At 65.9% G+C, this 17,933-nt stretch carries 18 protein-coding genes; 10 read left to right on the top strand and 8 right to left on the bottom strand.

The window, feature by feature from the left end; translation table 11 throughout:
* The first annotated feature begins 471 nt into the window (after window positions 1-471).
* Window positions 472-1,431: a heme o synthase gene (locus J7I92_RS07555; RefSeq protein ID WP_214839012.1), complete on the top strand. Its 960-nt coding sequence runs from the start codon at window positions 472-474 to the stop codon at window positions 1,429-1,431.
* Window positions 1,432-1,684: 253 nt separating this feature from the next.
* Here J7I92_RS07555 and J7I92_RS07550 read toward each other — a convergent pair whose 3' ends face one another.
* Genes J7I92_RS07550 through J7I92_RS07540 form a run of 3 tightly spaced genes read right to left on the bottom strand, consistent with a single transcriptional unit; the run spans window position 1,685 to window position 4,360 of the window.
* Window positions 1,685-2,629: a COX15/CtaA family protein gene (locus J7I92_RS07550; RefSeq protein WP_214839011.1), complete on the bottom strand. Its 945-nt coding sequence runs from the start codon at window positions 2,627-2,629 to the stop codon at window positions 1,685-1,687.
* 7 nt (window positions 2,630-2,636) lie between these two features.
* Window positions 2,637-3,395, bottom strand: a complete 759-nt coding sequence (locus J7I92_RS07545) for an ABC transporter permease (RefSeq protein ID WP_214839010.1) — start codon at window positions 3,393-3,395, stop codon at window positions 2,637-2,639.
* Complete coding sequence (locus J7I92_RS07540; RefSeq protein WP_214839009.1) at window positions 3,392-4,360, bottom strand: ABC transporter ATP-binding protein; 969 nt, start codon at window positions 4,358-4,360, stop codon at window positions 3,392-3,394. Before J7I92_RS07540 ends, J7I92_RS07545 begins: the two co-directional genes overlap by 4 nt.
* Before the next feature lie 114 nt (window positions 4,361-4,474).
* Here J7I92_RS07540 and J7I92_RS07535 point away from each other — a divergent pair, with 114 nt between their 5' ends.
* The 6 genes from J7I92_RS07535 to J7I92_RS07510 are packed head-to-tail and all read left to right on the top strand — an operon-like array spanning window position 4,475 to window position 9,642.
* On the top strand, window positions 4,475-5,341 hold the full coding sequence (locus J7I92_RS07535; protein WP_214839007.1) for a metalloregulator ArsR/SmtB family transcription factor: 867 nt from the start codon (window positions 4,475-4,477) through the stop codon (window positions 5,339-5,341).
* Window positions 5,341-6,804 (top strand): Fe-S cluster assembly protein SufB, encoded by a 1,464-nt coding sequence (sufB, locus tag J7I92_RS07530; protein ID WP_214839005.1) that lies wholly within the window; start codon window positions 5,341-5,343, stop codon window positions 6,802-6,804. The genes J7I92_RS07535 and sufB overlap by 1 nt, the downstream gene beginning before the upstream one ends.
* Window positions 6,804-8,090: a Fe-S cluster assembly protein SufD gene (gene sufD / locus J7I92_RS07525; protein WP_214839003.1), complete on the top strand. Its 1,287-nt coding sequence runs from the start codon at window positions 6,804-6,806 to the stop codon at window positions 8,088-8,090. The genes sufB and sufD overlap by 1 nt, the downstream gene beginning before the upstream one ends.
* Window positions 8,091-8,110: 20 nt before the next feature.
* Window positions 8,111-8,467, top strand: coding sequence for a non-heme iron oxygenase ferredoxin subunit (locus J7I92_RS07520; protein WP_214839001.1), 357 nt, complete (start codon window positions 8,111-8,113; stop codon window positions 8,465-8,467).
* 43 nt (window positions 8,468-8,510) lie between these two features.
* Window positions 8,511-9,296 (top strand): Fe-S cluster assembly ATPase SufC, encoded by a 786-nt coding sequence (sufC, locus tag J7I92_RS07515; RefSeq protein ID WP_214838999.1) that lies wholly within the window; start codon window positions 8,511-8,513, stop codon window positions 9,294-9,296.
* Between the two features lie 13 nt (window positions 9,297-9,309).
* Window positions 9,310-9,642, top strand: a complete 333-nt coding sequence (locus tag J7I92_RS07510; protein ID WP_214838998.1) for a metal-sulfur cluster assembly factor — start codon at window positions 9,310-9,312, stop codon at window positions 9,640-9,642.
* A 105-nt stretch (window positions 9,643-9,747) separates the two neighbouring features.
* On the opposite strand, the gene J7I92_RS07505 is transcribed toward J7I92_RS07510, so the two are convergent.
* On the bottom strand, window positions 9,748-10,629 hold the full coding sequence (locus J7I92_RS07505; RefSeq protein WP_214838996.1) for a neutral zinc metallopeptidase: 882 nt from the start codon (window positions 10,627-10,629) through the stop codon (window positions 9,748-9,750).
* 60 nt (window positions 10,630-10,689) lie between these two features.
* On the opposite strand from J7I92_RS07505, the gene J7I92_RS07500 reads away from it, so the two are divergent.
* On the top strand, window positions 10,690-12,162 hold the full coding sequence (locus tag J7I92_RS07500; RefSeq protein ID WP_214838994.1) for a class I adenylate-forming enzyme family protein: 1,473 nt from the start codon (window positions 10,690-10,692) through the stop codon (window positions 12,160-12,162).
* Window positions 12,155-13,411, top strand: a complete 1,257-nt coding sequence (locus J7I92_RS07495; RefSeq protein ID WP_251039550.1) for a thiolase family protein — start codon at window positions 12,155-12,157, stop codon at window positions 13,409-13,411. Before J7I92_RS07500 ends, J7I92_RS07495 begins: the two co-directional genes overlap by 8 nt.
* Here J7I92_RS07495 and J7I92_RS07490 read toward each other — a convergent pair.
* From J7I92_RS07490 to J7I92_RS07480, 3 genes are read right to left on the bottom strand one after another with little or no spacing between them, the layout of a single operon-like run.
* Window positions 13,408-14,076 carry an energy-coupling factor transporter transmembrane protein EcfT gene (locus J7I92_RS07490; RefSeq protein WP_214838988.1) on the bottom strand — a complete coding sequence of 223 codons (669 nt, stop codon included), beginning with the start codon at window positions 14,074-14,076 and terminating at the stop codon, window positions 13,408-13,410. The two genes, J7I92_RS07495 and J7I92_RS07490, sit on opposite strands and share 4 nt — an antisense overlap.
* A complete protein-coding gene (locus J7I92_RS07485) occupies window positions 14,073-14,837 on the bottom strand; it encodes an energy-coupling factor ABC transporter ATP-binding protein (protein WP_214838986.1) in 765 nt (254 codons plus the stop codon). Before J7I92_RS07485 ends, J7I92_RS07490 begins: the two co-directional genes overlap by 4 nt.
* 1 nt (window position 14,838) lies before the next feature.
* Window positions 14,839-15,504, bottom strand: a complete 666-nt coding sequence (locus J7I92_RS07480; protein ID WP_214838984.1) for a biotin transporter BioY — start codon at window positions 15,502-15,504, stop codon at window positions 14,839-14,841.
* Window positions 15,505-15,848: 344 nt separating this feature from the next.
* On the opposite strand from J7I92_RS07480, the gene J7I92_RS07475 reads away from it, so the two are divergent.
* Window positions 15,849-17,447, top strand: a complete 1,599-nt coding sequence (locus J7I92_RS07475; protein WP_214838983.1) for an ABC-F family ATP-binding cassette domain-containing protein — start codon at window positions 15,849-15,851, stop codon at window positions 17,445-17,447.
* A 3-nt stretch (window positions 17,448-17,450) separates the two neighbouring features.
* Here J7I92_RS07475 and J7I92_RS07470 read toward each other — a convergent pair whose 3' ends face one another.
* Window positions 17,451-17,930: a YbaK/EbsC family protein gene (locus tag J7I92_RS07470; RefSeq protein WP_311380188.1), complete on the bottom strand. Its 480-nt coding sequence runs from the start codon at window positions 17,928-17,930 to the stop codon at window positions 17,451-17,453.
* Window positions 17,931-17,933: the final 3 nt, after the last annotated feature.

Genomic DNA, 17,933 nt, shown 5'->3' with positions numbered 1-17,933 from the left:
CCAAATCGGTCCATGACAGTTCTTGCTCTTCCAAATGTGGCACGAAAACCGGGCCCCTCTCTGTGCTGACGGCAGATGGTACGGACAGGCCGGAGCGGGACACACATCATGGCGCCCGCTGCGGTTTGTACCAGCCGTTCACCATCGAAACGTTGATCTTCATTCAGTCGCGTTTGAGTCTCCGGGAATGCGCATTCCATAGCGATTCCTTGCGTGCTGATCTGCAGACAGCTTAGCCCCATTCCAAAGGCTGGTCAGCGTATATCTCACTAAGTGGACTGAATTTTCTTTATATGAATCACCGAGGCCGGACGCGGCCGTGAGGAGCGGTTAACCTCCCGGAATTGCGGAGGCTTTGGAGTTCCGGGAGCCACGGTATGATATTCGGAGGCCACCGCCGGAAGGATCGGGCCCGTTTGGGGCCGCCGCCGCTGCGAGAACCCGCCGGACTGAACAGCCAGACAGAACAGAGTGACTGCCACCGTGAGCACAACAGATACGCCGCTGACCGCCTCCCGGCTTCCCGGAAAGATCGGGGTAGCACGCAAAGCCAAGGCGTACCTTGCCCTCACGAAACCGCGGGTCATCGAACTTCTGCTCGTGAGCACCCTGCCCACCATGATCTACGCCGAACGCGGATTCCCGTCCATCGGGTTGATCCTTGCGACTCTCGTGGGCGGAGCATTCGCTGCGGGCAGTGCCGGGGCCTTCAACTGCTACATCGACCGCGACATCGACAAGCTGATGCACCGGACGGAGAACCGGCCGCTGGTCACCGGTGAAGTGACTCCCCGCGAAGCTCTCGTGTTCTCGTGGCTGCTGGGTGCCGCCGCCATCGCAATCCTCTGGTTCGGCGCCAACCCGCTCTCGGCCTGGCTCGGCCTCGGTGCCATCGTCTTTTACGTCGTCATTTACACAATGATCCTCAAGCGGCGGACAGCCCAGAACATCGTTTGGGGCGGAGCGGCAGGATGCTTCCCCGTGCTCATCGCCTGGGCCGCCGTCACCAACACCGTAGAGTGGCCGGCCATCGTCCTCTTCATGGTGATTTTCCTGTGGACCCCGCCGCACTACTGGCCGCTGTCCATGCGTTACGGCGAGGACTACCGGAACGCCAACGTCCCGATGCTCGGTGCGATTGCGGGCGCGAAGGTAGTCTCCGTGCAAGTGGTTCTCTACGCCTGGGCCATGGTTGCCTGCTCGCTGCTGATGGTTCCCGCAGGAGGGGCCGGCTGGGTGTACACCATCACCGCAGTGGTTGCCGGCGCCTGGTTCCTGTATGAATCGCACGCCCTGTATAACCGCGCCCAGGGCGGTGACGTCTCCAACAAAGGCGCCATGAAGGTCTTCCACGGCTCAATCAGCTACCTGACCCTGCTCTTCATCGCCCTGGCCGTCGACCCCTTCGTGGGTTCGGCCATCATGGGCTAACAACCCCGGTCCCGCCCCGTACGCTCTCTCACTTCCTGCAGCAAATCCAGCAATGCTCGCTCACGTCTGTGAGGGAGCATTCTGCTTTAGGTGCGGAGGTGAGAGAGCGTCGGGAAAAACCCCGCAGGATGTGAGAGAGCGTCGGTAGGGGGAAAGAAGAGCACCCCGGCCTCTTCAGGCCCGGGTGCTTCCCGGGGAAATATCGCTTGCCGCGCCTGGATCCCCACGCGGGGCGGTACTACTCAGGCGGGTACTACTTGACGGGGCTGAACCGCGCAATGTCTGCAGCGTTGGTGGCGGCGCTCATGAGCAGTGCGGCTCCCAGCATGTGCGCGCCCACCAGCAATGCGGGTATGCCGTTGTAATACTGCGTGAAGCCGATGGCCGCCTGGAGCAGCGTGACTCCGAGCAGCAGCACGACGGCGGTGCGGAACGGTCCCGTGACCCGGTACCGGAAAACGATGAACACGCCGAACAGTGCCCCGGCCGTCACCAGGTACGCGGGCACGGCATGGATGTGGGAGAACAGGTCCCAGTCGAGGCCGTTCCGAGGAGCATCGGCATCACCCGCATGCGGTCCCGCACCGGTTACCACCACGCCGAGCATCACGGCGACGGCGGAAAACAGCGCGACGGCGGCCATCACCGGCCGTGCTGCTCCCGGAAGGGAGGGAAGCACGACGGCGGCGAACCGTCCCGTCCGCCCGTAAGCCCTGTTGACGAGCAGCGTCGCAAAAACAACCAGGGCCATGGAGACCAGGAAGTGGAGTCCCACAACCCAGGGGTTGAGCTGGGTGAGGACCGTGATGCCGCCGATGATTGCCTGCGCCGGAATGCTGGCCAGCAGGCCGAGAGCCAGCAGGAAAAGGTCCCTGTGCTCCCTACGAAGGTTCCACAGGTACACGAGCATGAGGACTGCGATTGCCGCCAGCGCGAAAGTCAGAAGCCGGTTTCCGAATTCGATGAAGCCATGGATGCCCATCTCCGGAGTGTTGACCAGGGACGCATCGGTGCAGCGCGGCCAGGTGGGGCAGCCGAGCCCGGAAGCGGTCAGGCGGACGGCCCCGCCGGTCACCACAAGCACCGTCTGTCCGATCAGCGACAGGACGGCCAGCCGACGGACAGTCCGATCGACCGTGACGGGCAGCTTGGACGTCATTCGTCCGAGAATCTGGGGGAGGCGCGATGCCGTACTCACGGTTTTCTCAATTCCACTTGAACCAACGGATGGCCGCTGTGCCGGCAAGTGCCGTCCAGAGCAGCAGGATAAGGGCGGCACCCGCATTGAAGGTGCCTTCAAGGAAAGCATCGCGAAGGGCCTCGCCCAGGGCCCCGGAGGGCAGGAAGTGAACCATCTCCCGGGCACCGCCGGGCAGCCGCTCGGCCGGGAGAACGATGCCGCCGAGGGCTCCGAGGAGGATCCACAGGAGGTTGGTGATGGCCAGGGTGGCTTCCGGCCGGACCGTGCCGGCGACCAAAAGTCCCAGGGCGGTGAAAGCGGCCGCCCCCAAAACCAGCAGAGCCAGCGCCGGAAGCCAGCCCGCCGTCGTCGGCTGCCAGCCGAGTACGAATGCGACCGCGGCCACCACAATTACCTGAAGGGCCAGCACGGCGAGCACGGCCAGGATCTTGCCCGCGATCAGGCCGGTGCGGCCCAGGGGAGTGGTGGACAGGAAACGCAGCACCCCGTAACGCCGGTCGAATCCGGTGGAGATGCCCTGGCCTGTGAAGGCGGTGGACATGGCGCACAGCGCAAGGATGCCGGGCACCGCAACGTCAACGCGGCTTCCGCCCAGGCCGTCCAGCAGGGGAGTGACAGTCAGGCCCACCAGGGCAAGGAGGGGCAGGACGATCGCCAGGATGAGCTGCTCGCCGTTCCGAAGCATCGTGAGCGCCTCATATTTCCCCTGCAGCATAATGCGGCGAAGAAGCGGGGCAGGAGCGCTGCCAAGGACCCGGCTCATCGGATCTCCCTTCCCGAAATGTCCAAAAATACGTCCTCAAGGCTACGGGCTTCCAGGCTCATGGAACCGGGCATGATCCCCTGCGCAGCCCACCAGGCCGTCAGGGCAGCCAAGTCCTCCGGCACCAGTGCCCCGGTGACGGAATAGCTTCCGGCTCGGGTCTCGCTGACCTCGACGGCGGGCGGCAGGACGCCCGTGAAGTCAAGGCCGGGCCGCGCCTCGAAGAGCAGGGTCCGGACGTGTTCCTGGGCGGCATCCGCCGGGACGTTCCGCTGCAGCAGCTGTGCCACCGTGCCTTCGGCCACGTTGCGTCCGGCGTCGATGATGTACACGTAGTCCGCCAGCCGCTGGGCGTCGTCCATCAGGTGCGTCGTCAGGACGATCCCCATGCCGGCATCCCGGAGTTCGGAAATCAGCTGGAACACCAGCTGCCGCGACTGCGGGTCCAGGCCCGCGCTGGGCTCGTCCAGGAAGAGGACTTCGGGGTTCCCGGCCAGGGCTGCTGCAAGGGCAAGGCGCTGCCGCTGCCCGCCGGACAGGCGCCGGACCGTGGTCCGGCTAAACGTGTCGATGCCCAGCCGTTCGATCAGCTTATCCACAGGCCATGGCTCCCGGTACATTCCGGCGATATGCTTCAGGAGGGGGATGGGACGGGCCGACGGCGGCAGTCCGCCGTCCTGCAGCATGACGCCTACACGGGAACGCAGGGAGGCACCGGCTGTATCCGGGTCCTGGCCCAGCAGTGAGACCGTTCCCCCGGACCGTCGCTGGAGCCCCTGTGCGCATTCGATGGTGGTTGTTTTGCCGGCGCCGTTGGCTCCCAGCAGCGCTGTAACCTGGCCGCGTTCGGCAGTAAGGGACACTCCGCTGACCACCCGGAGCATTTTGCCATCAAGGGAGGCCAGCGGGCCTACGTCCTTAATGAGTCCTGTGATGGAAAGGACGGGAGAATCGGGAGATCGCACCAAAGCATTCTACGGGATGTAGTACGCGGCACCCCGACCGGATGCCGGCCGTAGGTCAGCCTCACCTTACTAGAACAGGGGAGTAAATTACGACATGATTGTGTTGTGTATTCCATGACCACTCGACTTTCTGCGCCCCGGACCGGGTCCGACGCGCCAGCAGGCGCCGGCCCGCTGCGGCCCGGGACCTCTGCGCCCGCAGCACGCCACACCCCGGCGGCGCCCGCGCCGGCCGTCGACTCGGAAGACCGCACCCGTGACCGCGTATTGAATGCCGTGCTGGAGCACGGTCCCGTCAGCGCTGCCGAGCTCGGCGACCTCCTGGGCTTCACCCCGGCAGCCGTGCGCCGCCACCTGGACCACCTGTCCCGCAGCGGGGTCATCGAAGTCAAGCGCGTTGCAAAAGCCGGCGCCGGCGCCGGCCGGCCGGCCCGCCGCTACGTCCTGAGCTCGCAGGGACAGTCCATCCTCGGCGACGATTACCTCGGCATCGCCGGCCTGGCACTGCAGCGCCTGGGCGAAATTGCCGGACCCGAGGCGGTGCGCGACTTCGCCGTCGAGCGCTTTACCGACATGGAGCGCCGCTACGCCCCGGAGATCGACGCCGCCGGACCGGATATCACTGCGCGGGCGCAAGCACTGTCCGCAGCGTTGAGCCGTGACGGGTTCGTGGCCTCGGCAGCCTCCATTGAAGCCAAAGCGCCCCTTCCCGCGGCGCTCTCCAGCGTCCAGCTGTGCCAGGGGCACTGCCCCATCCAGCAGCTGGCCACCAAGTTCCCGGTGTTCTGCGACGTCGAAACCGAAGTATTCTCCCGGCTCGTCGGCGTCGACGTGCGCAGGCTGTCCACGCTCGCACGCGGCGGGCACGTCTGCACCACCCACATACCTACAGGCCGTCCGGCCGCCAAGGGGCCCGATGGTCCCGGACACACTACGGACAGCCTGGGCGAAGTATCCAACCATCTGCAAGAAAGGCCGTGATGACGGACCAACTATCAGAGAAAAAGGTTGCTGACACTACTGTGATTTCGGAGATTCTGGAGAAGAATCCCGAGCTCCACGGTATTGGCACCTACGAGTACGGCTGGGCCGACAAGAACGATGTCGGCGCGAATGCCCGCCGCGGCATCAACGACGAGGTCGTCCGTGACATCTCGGCCAAGAAGAACGAGCCGGAATGGATGCTCGACCTGCGCCTGAAGGGCCTGAAGTACTTCGACCGCAAGCCCATGCCCACCTGGGGTGCAGACCTCTCCGGCATCGACTTCGACAACATCAAGTACTTCGTGCGCTCCACTGAGAAGCAGGCAGCAACCTGGGAAGACCTCCCCGAGGACATCCGGAACACCTACGAGAAGCTGGGCATCCCGGAAGCCGAGCGCAGCCGCCTTGTTTCCGGCGTGGCAGCCCAGTATGAATCCGAGGTTGTGTACCACCAGATCCGCGAGGACCTCGAAGCCCAGGGCGTCATCTTCCTGGACACCGACACCGCACTGCGCGAACACCCGGAGATCTTCCAGGAGTACTTCGGCACCATCATCCCGGTGGGCGACAACAAGTTTGCGTCGCTGAACACGGCCGTATGGTCCGGCGGTTCCTTCGTGTACGTCCCCAAGGGCGTCCACGTGGATATTCCGCTGCAGGCCTACTTCCGTATCAACACGGAAAACATGGGCCAGTTCGAGCGCACGCTGATCATCGCCGACGAGGACTCCTACGTCCACTACATCGAGGGCTGCACGGCACCGATCTACACCTCGGACTCGCTGCACTCCGCCGTTGTGGAAATCATCGTGAAGAAGGGCGCGCGCGTCCGCTACACGACCATCCAGAACTGGTCCACCAACGTCTACAACCTGGTCACCAAGCGCGCCATCTGCGAAGAGGGCGCCACCATGGAATGGATCGATGGCAACATCGGCTCCAAGGTCACCATGAAGTACCCGGCCGTCTACCTCGTGGGCGAGCACGCCAAGGGTGAAACCCTGTCAATCGCGTTCGCCGGCGAAGGCCAGCACCAGGACACGGGCTCCAAGATGGTGCACATCGCACCGAACACGAAGAGCTCCATCATCTCCAAGTCCGTGGCCCGCGGCGGCGGCCGTGCAGCGTACCGCGGCCTGGTCCAGGTCCGCGAAGGCGCCAAGCACTCGGCCAACACGGTCCGGTGCGACGCCCTCCTGGTGGACACGATCAGCCGTTCTGACACCTACCCGTACATCGACATCCGCGAAGATGACGTGGTGATGGGACACGAGGCAACTGTTTCACGCGTCAGCGAAGAGCAGCTGTTCTACCTGATGTCCCGCGGCATGCGCGAAGACGAGGCCATGGCGATGATCGTCCGCGGCTTCATCGAGCCGATTGCCCGTGAACTGCCGATGGAATACGCCCTCGAGCTGAACCGCCTGATTGAACTGCAGATGGAAGGATCGGTCGGTTAATGACTGACATCACTACTGAAAAGGCCCGCATCGGCGCGCCCTCAGCCCAGCCGTTCATCAACGGTTTCACGGAGGAAGGCGAAAGCCTCTCACCCATCAACGTTGCCGAGTCGAAGGCACCGCTCGCGGGAGAGGCCGTCAAGAGCCACTCCCACGGCGGCGGCGTAGGCATTCCGGACAGCTCACGCGCCGGCCGCCTGACCTCCTACAAGCTGGCGGACTTCAAGCCGCTGACCGGCATGGAGGAAGACTGGCGGTTCACCCCGCTGAAGCGCCTACGCGGACTCCACACCGCAGTGCTCAACGGCACGGCCCCGGCCGTCAGCGTGATCGCGCCTGACTCCGTCAAGGTTGAGACTGTGGGACGCGATGACCAGCGCATCGGTTCCGCCGCGATCCCCGAGGACCGCGTGTCCGCCAACGCCTGGGAGAACTTCAGCGAAGCCACGGTGATCACCGTGCCCGCCGAGGTCCAGGCCGAGGGCGAAATCAACGTTGTCCTGACCGGCCAGGGAACGGACGCCTCCGCGCAGCACCTCGTGATCGTGGCGCAGAAGTTTTCCAAGTCCGTTGTTGTCCTGGACCACCAGGGCAGCGCAGTCGTTTCCGAAAACGTGGAAATCGTGGTGGAGGACGGCGCCGAACTCTCCGTCATCTCGCTCCAGGAATGGAACGACGACGCCGTCCACGCCTCGTCGCAGCAGGCTAAAATCGGCCGCGATGCCAAGTTCAAGCACATCGTGGTCAGCCTCGGCGGCGACTTGGTCCGCGTCACCCCTTCGGCCCGGTTCACCGCCCCCGGGGGCGAAGTCGAACTGCTCGGCCTGTACTTCGCCGACGCCGGCCAGCACCTTGAGCAGCGCCTGTTCGTTGACCACGCAGTGGCCAACTGCAAATCAAACGTCCTCTACAAGGGCGCACTCCAGGGCCGCAACGCCCACGCCGTGTGGGTTGGTGACGTCCTGATCCGCAAGGAGGCAGAAGGCACCGACAGCTACGAGGCGAACCGCAACCTGCTGCTCACCGACGGCGCACGTGCTGACTCCGTTCCGAACCTCGAGATCGAGACCGGCCTGATCAAGGGTGCCGGCCACGCCAGCGCCACCGGCCGCCTGGACGACGAGCACCTGTTCTACCTGATGGCCCGCGGCATCCCGGAAGATGTGGCCCGCCGCCTTGTGGTCCGTGGCTTCCTGCACGAGATCATCCAGCACATCAAGGTGCCGGCTATCGAAGAGCGCCTCACCGCATCCGTTGAGCGCGAACTCGCGGCAACCAACAACTAGACAGCACAGGACTACACCAGATGACTGACCAGCCAAAAGGCGAGCTTGTCTGCAACGCCAGCGAGATTCAACTCAAGCAGGCGTTGCGGATCCTGATTGACGACTACCCCGTAGCCGTCGTGAAGGACTCCATGGGCGAAATCCATGCCATCGGTGACACGTGCTCGCACGCGGACATCTCACTCTCCGAAGGGGAGATCGAGGGCTGCAAGATCGAATGCTGGGGCCACGGCTCCCAGTTCGACCTCCGCAGCGGCCAGCCGCTCCAGTTGCCAGCCTACGATCCGGTGCCTGTTTTTGCCGTGGCCATTCATGGCGACGACGTCTACGTGGACGTGACCAATGTTCTGAACGGCGCCTCGGTCGACACGTACTGAGCGCCCGGCTTCACAAGACTTACGAACGAAAAGAAAGAAGAGCATGTCAACTCTTGAAATCAAGGACCTGCACGTCAGCATTGAGACGGAGCAGGGCACCAAGGAGATCCTGAAGGGCGTCAGCCTGACCATCAGGACCGGTGAGACCCACGCCATCATGGGCCCCAACGGCTCCGGCAAGTCCACCCTGGCCTCCACCATCGCCGGCCACCCGCGCTATAACGTCACCAGCGGCACCATCACGCTGGACGGCGAAGACGTACTGGCCATGAGCGTCGACGAGCGCGCCCGGGCCGGTGTCTTCCTGGCCATGCAGTACCCCGTCGAGGTTCCCGGCGTCACCATGACCAACTTCCTGCGGACCGCCAAGACGGCCATCGACGGCGAGGCACCCAAGCTGCGGACCTGGACCAAGGACGTCAAGGATGCCATGCAGCAGCTGCGCATCGACGCCGACTTCGCCCAGCGCAACGTCAACGAGGGCTTCTCCGGCGGCGAGAAGAAGCGCGTGGAGATCCTGCAGCTGGAACTCTTCAAGCCGAGGTTCGCCGTCCTGGACGAGACGGACTCCGGCCTGGACGTTGACGCGCTCAAGGTCGTCTCCGAGGGCGTCAACCGCGCCCACTCGACCGGCAACATGGGCACCCTGCTCATCACGCACTACACCCGGATCCTGCGCTACATCAAGCCGGACTTCGTGCACGTGTTCGTTGACGGCCAGGTTGTCGAGGAGGGCGGCCCGGAACTCGCCGACCGCCTCGAAGAAGAAGGCTACGACCGTTACGCCAAGGGTGCAGGCGCAGCGGCCATCGCCCCCGCACAGGCCTAGTTAGGACAACGCCATGACCGAAATCAATGCGGCCCGCACGGGCCTCGAGGATGTCGAAGAGGCACTGAAGGACGTCATCGACCCGGAGCTTGGAGTCAACATTGTTGACCTCGGCCTGCTCTACGGGCTGAAGTACTCGGACGACGACGGCGCGCTGCTGATCGACATGACGCTCACCACGGCGGCCTGCCCGCTCACGGACGTCATCGAGGAGCAGGTCGGCAAGGCCCTCGACGGCATCGTGGATGACTGGCGGCTGAACTGGGTCTGGATGCCGCCATGGGGTCCGGAGCGGATCACCGAAGACGGACGCGACCAGATGAGGGCCCTCGGCTTCAACATCTGAGTGTAGTCAGGCTTTGAAATAACGACGACGGCGGGTCACCTTCCCGGGAAGGTGACCCGCCGCCGTCGTAATTTAAGCCGCGGTCCCGGCCGGGGCGGTGCGGATCTAAAGCGTGCCGGCGCTAAACGTATCGCACTGGTTGATGTCGCCGGTCTGGTAGCCCTGGTAGAACCACTTCTGCCGCTGTGCGCTGGAACCGTGCGTCCAGGCTTCCGGCGACACCCGTCCGGTCGCGGCCTCCTGGATGCGGTCATCACCCACGGCTGACGCCGCGGACAGGGCGTCGTTCAGGTCCTGCTGGGTAAGCGGCTCAAGGAACGGCTGGCCCGTCTTAGGGTCCTGCTGGGTGCTGGCGTACCGGACCCAGAGCCCCGCATAGCAGTCAGCCTGCAGTTCTACACGGACGGCGCCCGATTCCGGTCCCTGCGGATCCTGCTGGGCGCGGTCGAGGTTGCCCAGCACGTTCTGGATGTGATGGCCGAATTCGTGGGCCACCACGTATTCCTGCGCCAGCGGGCCGCCGGAAGATCCAAAGCGGTCCACGAGCTCCTGGAAGAAGCCGGGATCGAAGTACGCCGTACTGTCCGCCGGGCAATAGAACGGGCCCACCGCACTGGTGGCAGCGCCGCAGCCCGTGTCGGTTCCGCCGCTGAAGATCACCGTGCCGGGGCGCGGATATTCCCTGTTGTACTGCGCAAGGTACGCGGGCCAGAAAGCATTGAGGCTGTTGACGGTGCCGGTGATGCGGCAGTCGAGGCGTGCATCAGCGTCGGCCCCGGACTCGCAGGCCGGCGCGCTTCCCTGGCTCTGCGGCTCCTGCGTCGTGCCCGTCAAGCCTTCCAGCAGTTGCGGGTTGACACCGAACAGGGCGGCCAGCAGGAGGATGATTCCGCCCCCGATGCCGCCGCCGATCTTGGTTCCGCGGCCCATGCCGCGCCGGTCCTGGACCTGCGACGGATCCAGCTGGACATTGTCGTTGAAACTCATAGTGTCACAATAGCGGGAGCACCCCGCGCTGGACCCGTCAGCGCCGGTAAAGTTGATCCGATGCCTTTCCTCAACAGACTTCAACAATGGGCCGATGACCGCCCCGACGACACCGCCGTCGTCGTGGCGGGCCGGCACCTTAGCTGGGCCGCGCTACGGGACGCCGCGGAGGCGCGGACGGCGGAGTCCGGCGCCGTGACGGTTCTGGCCCAACCGAACTCAGTGGACTTTGCCGTGTCCTTCGCGGGCGCGGTGGCCGGCGACCGGCAGTGTGCCGTCCTCGATCCCACCTGGCCCGGGCCGTTGCAGGCAGACATTACGGCCCGGCTGACCTCCGCCGTGGGGGCGCAGCAACGGCCAAACCAGCACCGGCCAAACCAGCATGGACCCGGCGAACCGCGGGACGGCGAACTGCGAGACAGCGAACTGCAGGACACCGAACTCCGGGACGGCAGCCCGGAGTCGCCCTTCCTGATCGGGCTGACCTCCGGCACCACGTCCGTGCCCAAGGCGTTCACTCGGTCGCGGCGTTCGTGGCAGCTGTCCTTTGACGCGTCCATCGAGTTCTTCGGCCTGACGCAGCGGGACAAGACCCTTGCCCCGGGCCCGCTGGCCGCCAGCCTCAACCTGTACGCGCTCTCCGAATGCCTGTATGCCGGCTCCGAATTCCATACCCTGGAGTCGTTCGACGTTGGCGACGTGCACACCGCCATCACCCACGACGGCATCACCAGGCTGGTGCTGGTCCCCACCATGCTGCGGCTGCTGAGCGAGCGCGGGCTGGCCGGGTGCGTGGATGCCTCGGGTATCACGTCCATCATCTGCGCCGGGTCCAAGCTGGATGCCCGCACTCTGGAGGCAGCCCGCCGCTGGGCGCCCAGGGCCACCATCTTCGAATACTACGGCGCCTCCGAGCTGAGCTTCGTTTCCGGCGCGGGACTGCGCTCCGGAGCGCCGCTGGACGCCGGCGGAACGGGAATCGGAAAGCCGTTCCCCGGCGTCGACGTCAGGATCCTCGACGACGACGGCTCGCAGCTTCCGGACGGCACGGACGGCAACATCTGCGTCCGCAGCGGCATGGTCAGCAACGGCTACCTCTGGGGCGACGACGGCCAGGCCCTCCGCAGCTTTGACGGCTGGTACACCGTGGGTGACCAGGGGTACCTGCGGGACGGTGAGCTGCACATCCTGGGCCGGCGGTCGGACATGATCATCACGGCCGGCAAGAACGTGTACCCGCATGAGGTGGAACTCGCCCTTGCCTCCGTCCCCGGAGTGGCCGCTGCCGTCGCCTCGGGCATGTCCGACGACGTCCGAGGCCAGCGGGTGGTTGCGGGAGTGGTTCCGTCCCACGGCGGCATCACGGCAACACAGCTCAAGGCCGGACTGGATGATGTCCTGCCCCGGGATAAGCGGCCGCTGCAGTACTTTGCCCTGACGGAGCTGCCGGTGACGGACCGCGGGAAGGTCAGCAGGCAGCTGCTGCTGGACTGGATCGAGGCCGGCGATACCAGGATCCGACGCCTTGGCTAAGTCCACCGCAGAGCAGTTGCCGGGCCCGCAGGGCACCGGGGGAGCGCTGCCGGATGACCGCCAGCCGGTGGTCATCGCTGCCCTGCGCACTCCCATCCGGCGCGTCAACGGCGCGTTCAGGGAGCTTCGCGCGCATGAACTCCTGGCGCCCGTCCTGGGCGGCCTGCTGGCGGAGTCCGGCCTGCCCTCAGCCGGCGTCACCGACGTCGTGATCGGCAATGCCGTGGGTGCCGGCGGCAATGTTGCGCGCCTGGCAGCCCTCGCGGCCGGACTGCCCGTCAGCGTCCCCGGTGTCACCGTGGACCGGCAGTGCGGCTCCGGGCTGGACGCCATCGTGCTCGCGGCGCGGCTGGTGGCAGCCGGAGGCAACGGCACGTACCTTGCGGGCGGGGTCGAGAGCATCAGCACAGCCCCGCTGCGGGCGAACAGGGGGGCCGACGGCTGCCCCGAGTTTTTCCGCCGCGCGCAGTTCGTCCCGCTGGGCTACGGCGATCCGGACATGGGGACCGCGGCGGAGAACGTGGCCGCGGAATTCGGCATCAGCCGCGGCCGGCAGGACCTGTTCGCGTTGCAGAGCCACCGGCGGTCCCTGGCCGCCGCGACGGCAGGACGCTATGCCGGCGAAATCGTGCCGTTGGAGACCGCAGCCGGTGAGGTCGCGTCCGACGACGGCCCCCGCGCCAGCTTGTCCGCCGCCCTGATGGGACGGTTCCCGCCGGCGTTCGCGGAAGGCGGGACGGTTACCGCCGGGAACTCCTGCTTCGATGCGGACGGTGCGTCCGCCGTCGTGATTACCTCCCTGCAGCGGGCGCGGGAACTGGGGGCAGCGGACGGGCTCCTGGTGCTCGGCACCGACACCGCGGGGGTGGACCCGCGCGTTCTGGGCATGGGTGCCGCCGCCGCGGCCCGCCGGCTCCTCGCGGAGCACGGCGTTGCCGCTGCGGACGTGGACCTGGTGGAATTCAATGAGGCGTTCGCCTCGCAGACGCTCGCCTGCCTGGACGAGCTCGGCATCGACGCTGAGCGGGCAAACCTCGACGGCGGTGCGCTGGCGTTGGGCCATGCGTACGGGGCCTCCGGCGCTGTCCTCGTGACGCGGCTCCTCGCACAGGCGCGGAGTGGTAGTGCCCAGGCAGGGCGGCTGGCGCTGGCCATGATCAGCATCGCCGGGGGCATGGGCACGGCCGCTTTGTTTAGGTACGAACGGCTGGGGTACGAACGGCTGGACCAAGCCGCGGGCAGCAGCTAGCGGGTGCCCTGCCCGTCGTCGCCTGCGTTATCGGGGTGGTCATCGTCATCGGGTTCACCCAGGCCGCGGGCGGTCAGGGCATCCCCGGTCTGGCGGGCATAGGCCACGGTCGTGATGAACACGGGCAGGACCAATGCCCGGGGGTTGCGTTCGAGTCCGCGTGCCCGGGCTGAATCCCTGACGTCTGCGTAGGCGCCGGCAATGAACGGGATGCTGCGGAGCATGATCGCGATGGTCAGGGCGAAGCGTTCCGGGTCCGCGCCGAAGCGGCGGAAAGGCACCGCCAGCGAGACGACGCCGTCGAGAAGCCGTTGCATCGGCGTGGTGGCGGTCAGCAGTGAAGCGGCCACCACGCAGACCAGGATGTTAAGGACGATCCGGGCGGCGACAGGACCGCCCAGTTGCCACCACTGGAACAGCCCGATGGCCAGCAGCACGGGAAGGATCGGCCGGACCGCCTGGTACAGCCGCCGTACCCCGGCACCGCTGAGGAGGAAGAGCGCGCACATCAGGCCCAGTACAGCCGCGGCAACCACCCAGTCCACCACCAGGAAGGAGCCCATGCCGCAGCCCACTACCACCAGGAACTTAAGCCAGAGCGGCGCCCGGTGGATCAGCGACGTGCCCGGCACGTAGTTGACCAGCAGGAACCCGTGGCCGCTCACGCTTCCTCCGGCTGGCCCTGCGGAACTGTGGCGCCGCGAGCAACAGTTGTGCCCGCGGGTATGCCTGCGGTCAGCGCCCGGTAGTGTTCGACGGCGGCGTCCGCACCGCCGTCGAACACCACCTGCCCGGACTCCACCACCAGGACGCGGTCCATGTCGCGGACCAGCTCCAGGTCGTGGGTGGACATCACGACCCGCTGGCCAAGGCCGGCGATGGTCCGGCGCAGCAGCTCACGGTTGCGAAGGTCCAACAGCGTGGACGGCTCGTCCAGGACCAGTACCGCCGGTTCCACCGCCAGGACGGCGGCAAGGGCCATCAGCTGCCGTTCGCCGCCCGAGAGCTCGTAGATGCTTTGGTCTGCCAGAGGCAGGAGCCCAAAGCGGTTAAGGACCGCCTCGGCAGCGTCCCGGCGCACCTTCGAATTCCGGACCGAACGCCGCAGGGACAGCTCCACGTCCTCCCGGCCGGTGGGCATCACCAGCTGGGAGAGCGGGTCCGTGAACACAAAACCCACCTGCCGCCGCACGGCGCGCACGGACCTGACGGTATCTGCGCCGTCAACCGTGACGGTTCCAAGGCTCGGCGCCACGAGGCCGTTGAGGAGCCGCAGGAGGGTGGACTTCCCGGATCCGTTGGCTCCGATCACACCGATCCGCTGTTCGTTAAGGTCCAGGGAAATGCCGTCCAGGAGCGTCCTGGGCTGCGGACGGCCGTCCACGGCCACCCGGACTGTAACTCCGTCCAGAACGATGCCGCCCATGCTAGCTTCCTGCCTGGCCCGCCCCGGGGTTCCGGACACCTGTCTTGGCAGCGGCGGTGCGACGGATCAGGAGATCCGGGAACGCCTTGTGCAGGGCCAGGGCGATGGTGACGGCCAGGACGTTCTTGATGATGTCGCCGGGGTAGTAGGCGAGGTCCAGGAGGAAGGCCTTCGAGAGGTCCAGCTTGGCGTTGAGCATCATGCCCAGTACGCCCAGGCCGTGGACCAGTACGATGCTCGTGGCCATGGCCGCGGCGAAGAGGAGCAGACCGCGGTACTTCAAGGTGCGGCGAAGCACGATGGTGGTCAGCCAGCCCACGGCGGCGGCAGCCAACGGGAAGGCGATGATGTAGCCCGCGGAGGGCCCCGCGAGGATTCCCAGTCCGCTGCGGCCCCCGCTGAAGATGGGCAGCCCGGCCAGTCCCAGCAAAGTGTAGAGACCGACGGCGGCGAACGCCCGGCCGGGGCCCAACGCCAGGCCGGCCAGCATGACGGCGAGCGTCTGCAGGGTGATGGGAACGCCCAGGCCTCCCACCGGAATGGCGGCAATGAGTGCGGAGCCGGCCACAAGGGCGGCAAAGACGGCGATGAGGCCGAGATCCGTGGCGTTCCAGCGGTTCCGGCGCGGGGCGGCCTGGCTGGTGACGGCGTTGTCAGTCTTTGTCATGGGGCGGTCCTGTCAGTGAGTGCAAGTGCGGTGCTATGGGGATGAGCCGCTGCCTAAAGGCGGCCTTTCCCAATTTCGACGATACTTCCCTCGGATGGGCCCTATTTTGTAGGAGATCGACTAAGGGAGAGGGATGCCTCTGGACGGTCCGGACAAAAGGCCGGACGCCGTTGCAGCAGACGCCTTGGCGACAGGACTAGTGAGGCCGGTTATTTGAGCGGTTAATAAGGCAGGGGATGGGCCGGTAGACTGGTAAAGGTCGTGCTCTCGGCCGCACTGCTCCGGCCCCGCCCAGCTTCCCTCCGTTGTGCCGCAGCGTTCCCTGTTGAAAGGCCTCACCTGCTTTGATTACCGTCCAGGATCTCGAACTGCGCGCCGGCGCCCGCCTCCTTATGGACCAGGTGAGCTTCCGGATCGACAAGGGAGACAAGATCGGCCTCGTGGGCCGGAACGGTGCAGGCAAAACCACGCTGACGCGGGTGCTCGCAGGAGAAGGCCTGCCCGCTGCCGGCAAGGTAGCCCGCACCGGCGAAATCGGCTACCTCCCGCAGGATCCGCGCACCCCGGACATGGAGCAGCTCGCGCGGGACCGGATCCTCTCCGTTCGCGGCCTGGACATCGCCGTCGGCAAGCTCCGCGTGGCCCACGAAGAGATGGCCAGCGAGGACGCCGCGGTCCAGCGCAAGGCGATGAACCGCTACGACCGGCTGGAATCTGAGTTTTTGGCGGCCGGCGGCTACGCTGCCGAAGCCGAGGCCGCGGCAATCTGCTCGAACCTTGCCCTGCCGGACCGCCTGCTGAACCAGCCGCTCAAAACCCTGTCCGGCGGGCAGCGGCGCCGTGTGGAGCTGGCCCGCATCCTGTACTCGGACGCCGAGACCATGCTCCTCGACGAGCCCACCAACCACCTCGACGCCGATTCCATCGCCTGGCTGCGTGACTTCCTGAAGAACCACCAGGGCGGACTGATTGTGATCAGCCACGACACCGAACTGCTAGAAGCGACCGTCAACAAGGTCTTCCTGCTGGACGCCAACCGCGCCCAGATCGACTTCTACAACATGGACTGGAAGCGCTACCTCCAGCAGCGCGAAACGGACGAACGCGCCCGCAAGCGCGAACGCGCCAATGCCGAAAAGAAGGCCCAGGTCTTGTTCGACCAAGCCAACAAAATGCGGGCCAAGGCCACCAAGGCCGTTGCTGCGCAGAACATGGCCAAGCGCGCCGAACGCCTGCTCAGCGGGCTGGAGGCCGTACGGGAAAACGACCGCGTGGCAGCCCTGCGCTTCCCGGATCCCTCGCCCTGTGGCAAGACCCCGCTCACCGCGGACGGCCTCAGCAAGTCCTACGGCTCGCTGGAGATCTTCACGGACGTTGACCTTGCCATCGACCGCGGCTCCAAGGTTGTCATCCTGGGCCTGAACGGTGCCGGAAAGACCACCCTGCTGCGGATGCTGGCCGGTGTCGACAAGCCGGACACCGGCGAAGTCATCCCGGGTCACGGCCTGAAGGTGGGCTACTACGCCCAGGAACACGAAACGCTCGACGTCGACCGCACTGTCCTGCAGAACATGCGCTCCGCCGCGCCGGACATGAACGATTCGGAAGTGCGCGGCATCCTTGGCTCGTTCCTGTTCTCCGGCGACGACGTCGACAAACCTGCCGGCGTGCTGTCCGGCGGCGAGAAGACCCGCCTCGCCCTGGCGACCATCGTGGCGTCGAGCGCGAACGTGCTGCTGCTCGATGAGCCAACTAACAACCTTGACCCCGCCAGCCGCTCCGAGATCCTGGGCGCCCTGCGCAACTACACCGGCGCCGTCGTCCTGGTGAGCCACGATGAGGGCGCCGTCGAAGCCCTGAATCCTGAGCGCGTTGTACTCCTGCCCGATGGCGTCGAGGACCACTGGAACGAAGACTACCTGGACTTGATTACGCTGGCGTAGGCCCTAGCGGACGGGCATCTCCTTAGCTTCTGTGATCCTGCTGAGGTCTTCGTAGCTGATGCTGAACATCGAGTTGTGGTCTCCTGCTCCTGCCCAGAGGACTTCGTGGTCCTGTAGTGACTCGTCCAGCAGGGTTCGGATTTTTGCCGGGTGTCCTACCGGGGCTACGCCTCCTACTTCCTGGCCTGTGTGTTCCAGGACGAACTCGGGGGAAGCCCGGCGGATTTTGCCGGTGCCCAGCTGCTCGGCAACTTTGCGGACATCCACTTTGGCGGCGCCGCTGGCCAGGATGAGCAGCGGGGTGCCGTCGAGGTCGAACACCAGACTGTTGGTGATCGCCGCGACGTCGCAGCCGAGGGTCGCGGCTGCCGCGGCCGCCGTCGGGACTTTCGATTCGAACACGGTCACGGTGTCCTCGGCGCCCAAAGCGATGAGGGCGCGCTTCACGTTTTTCACCGGTGCAGGAACGGCATCCAGACTCACCGG

Origin of the sequence: Arthrobacter sp. ISL-72, assembly GCF_018613755.1 — a bacterium.
GTDB lineage: Bacteria > Actinomycetota > Actinomycetes > Actinomycetales > Micrococcaceae > Arthrobacter.
This window is presented reverse-complemented; position numbering and strand designations above follow the sequence as displayed.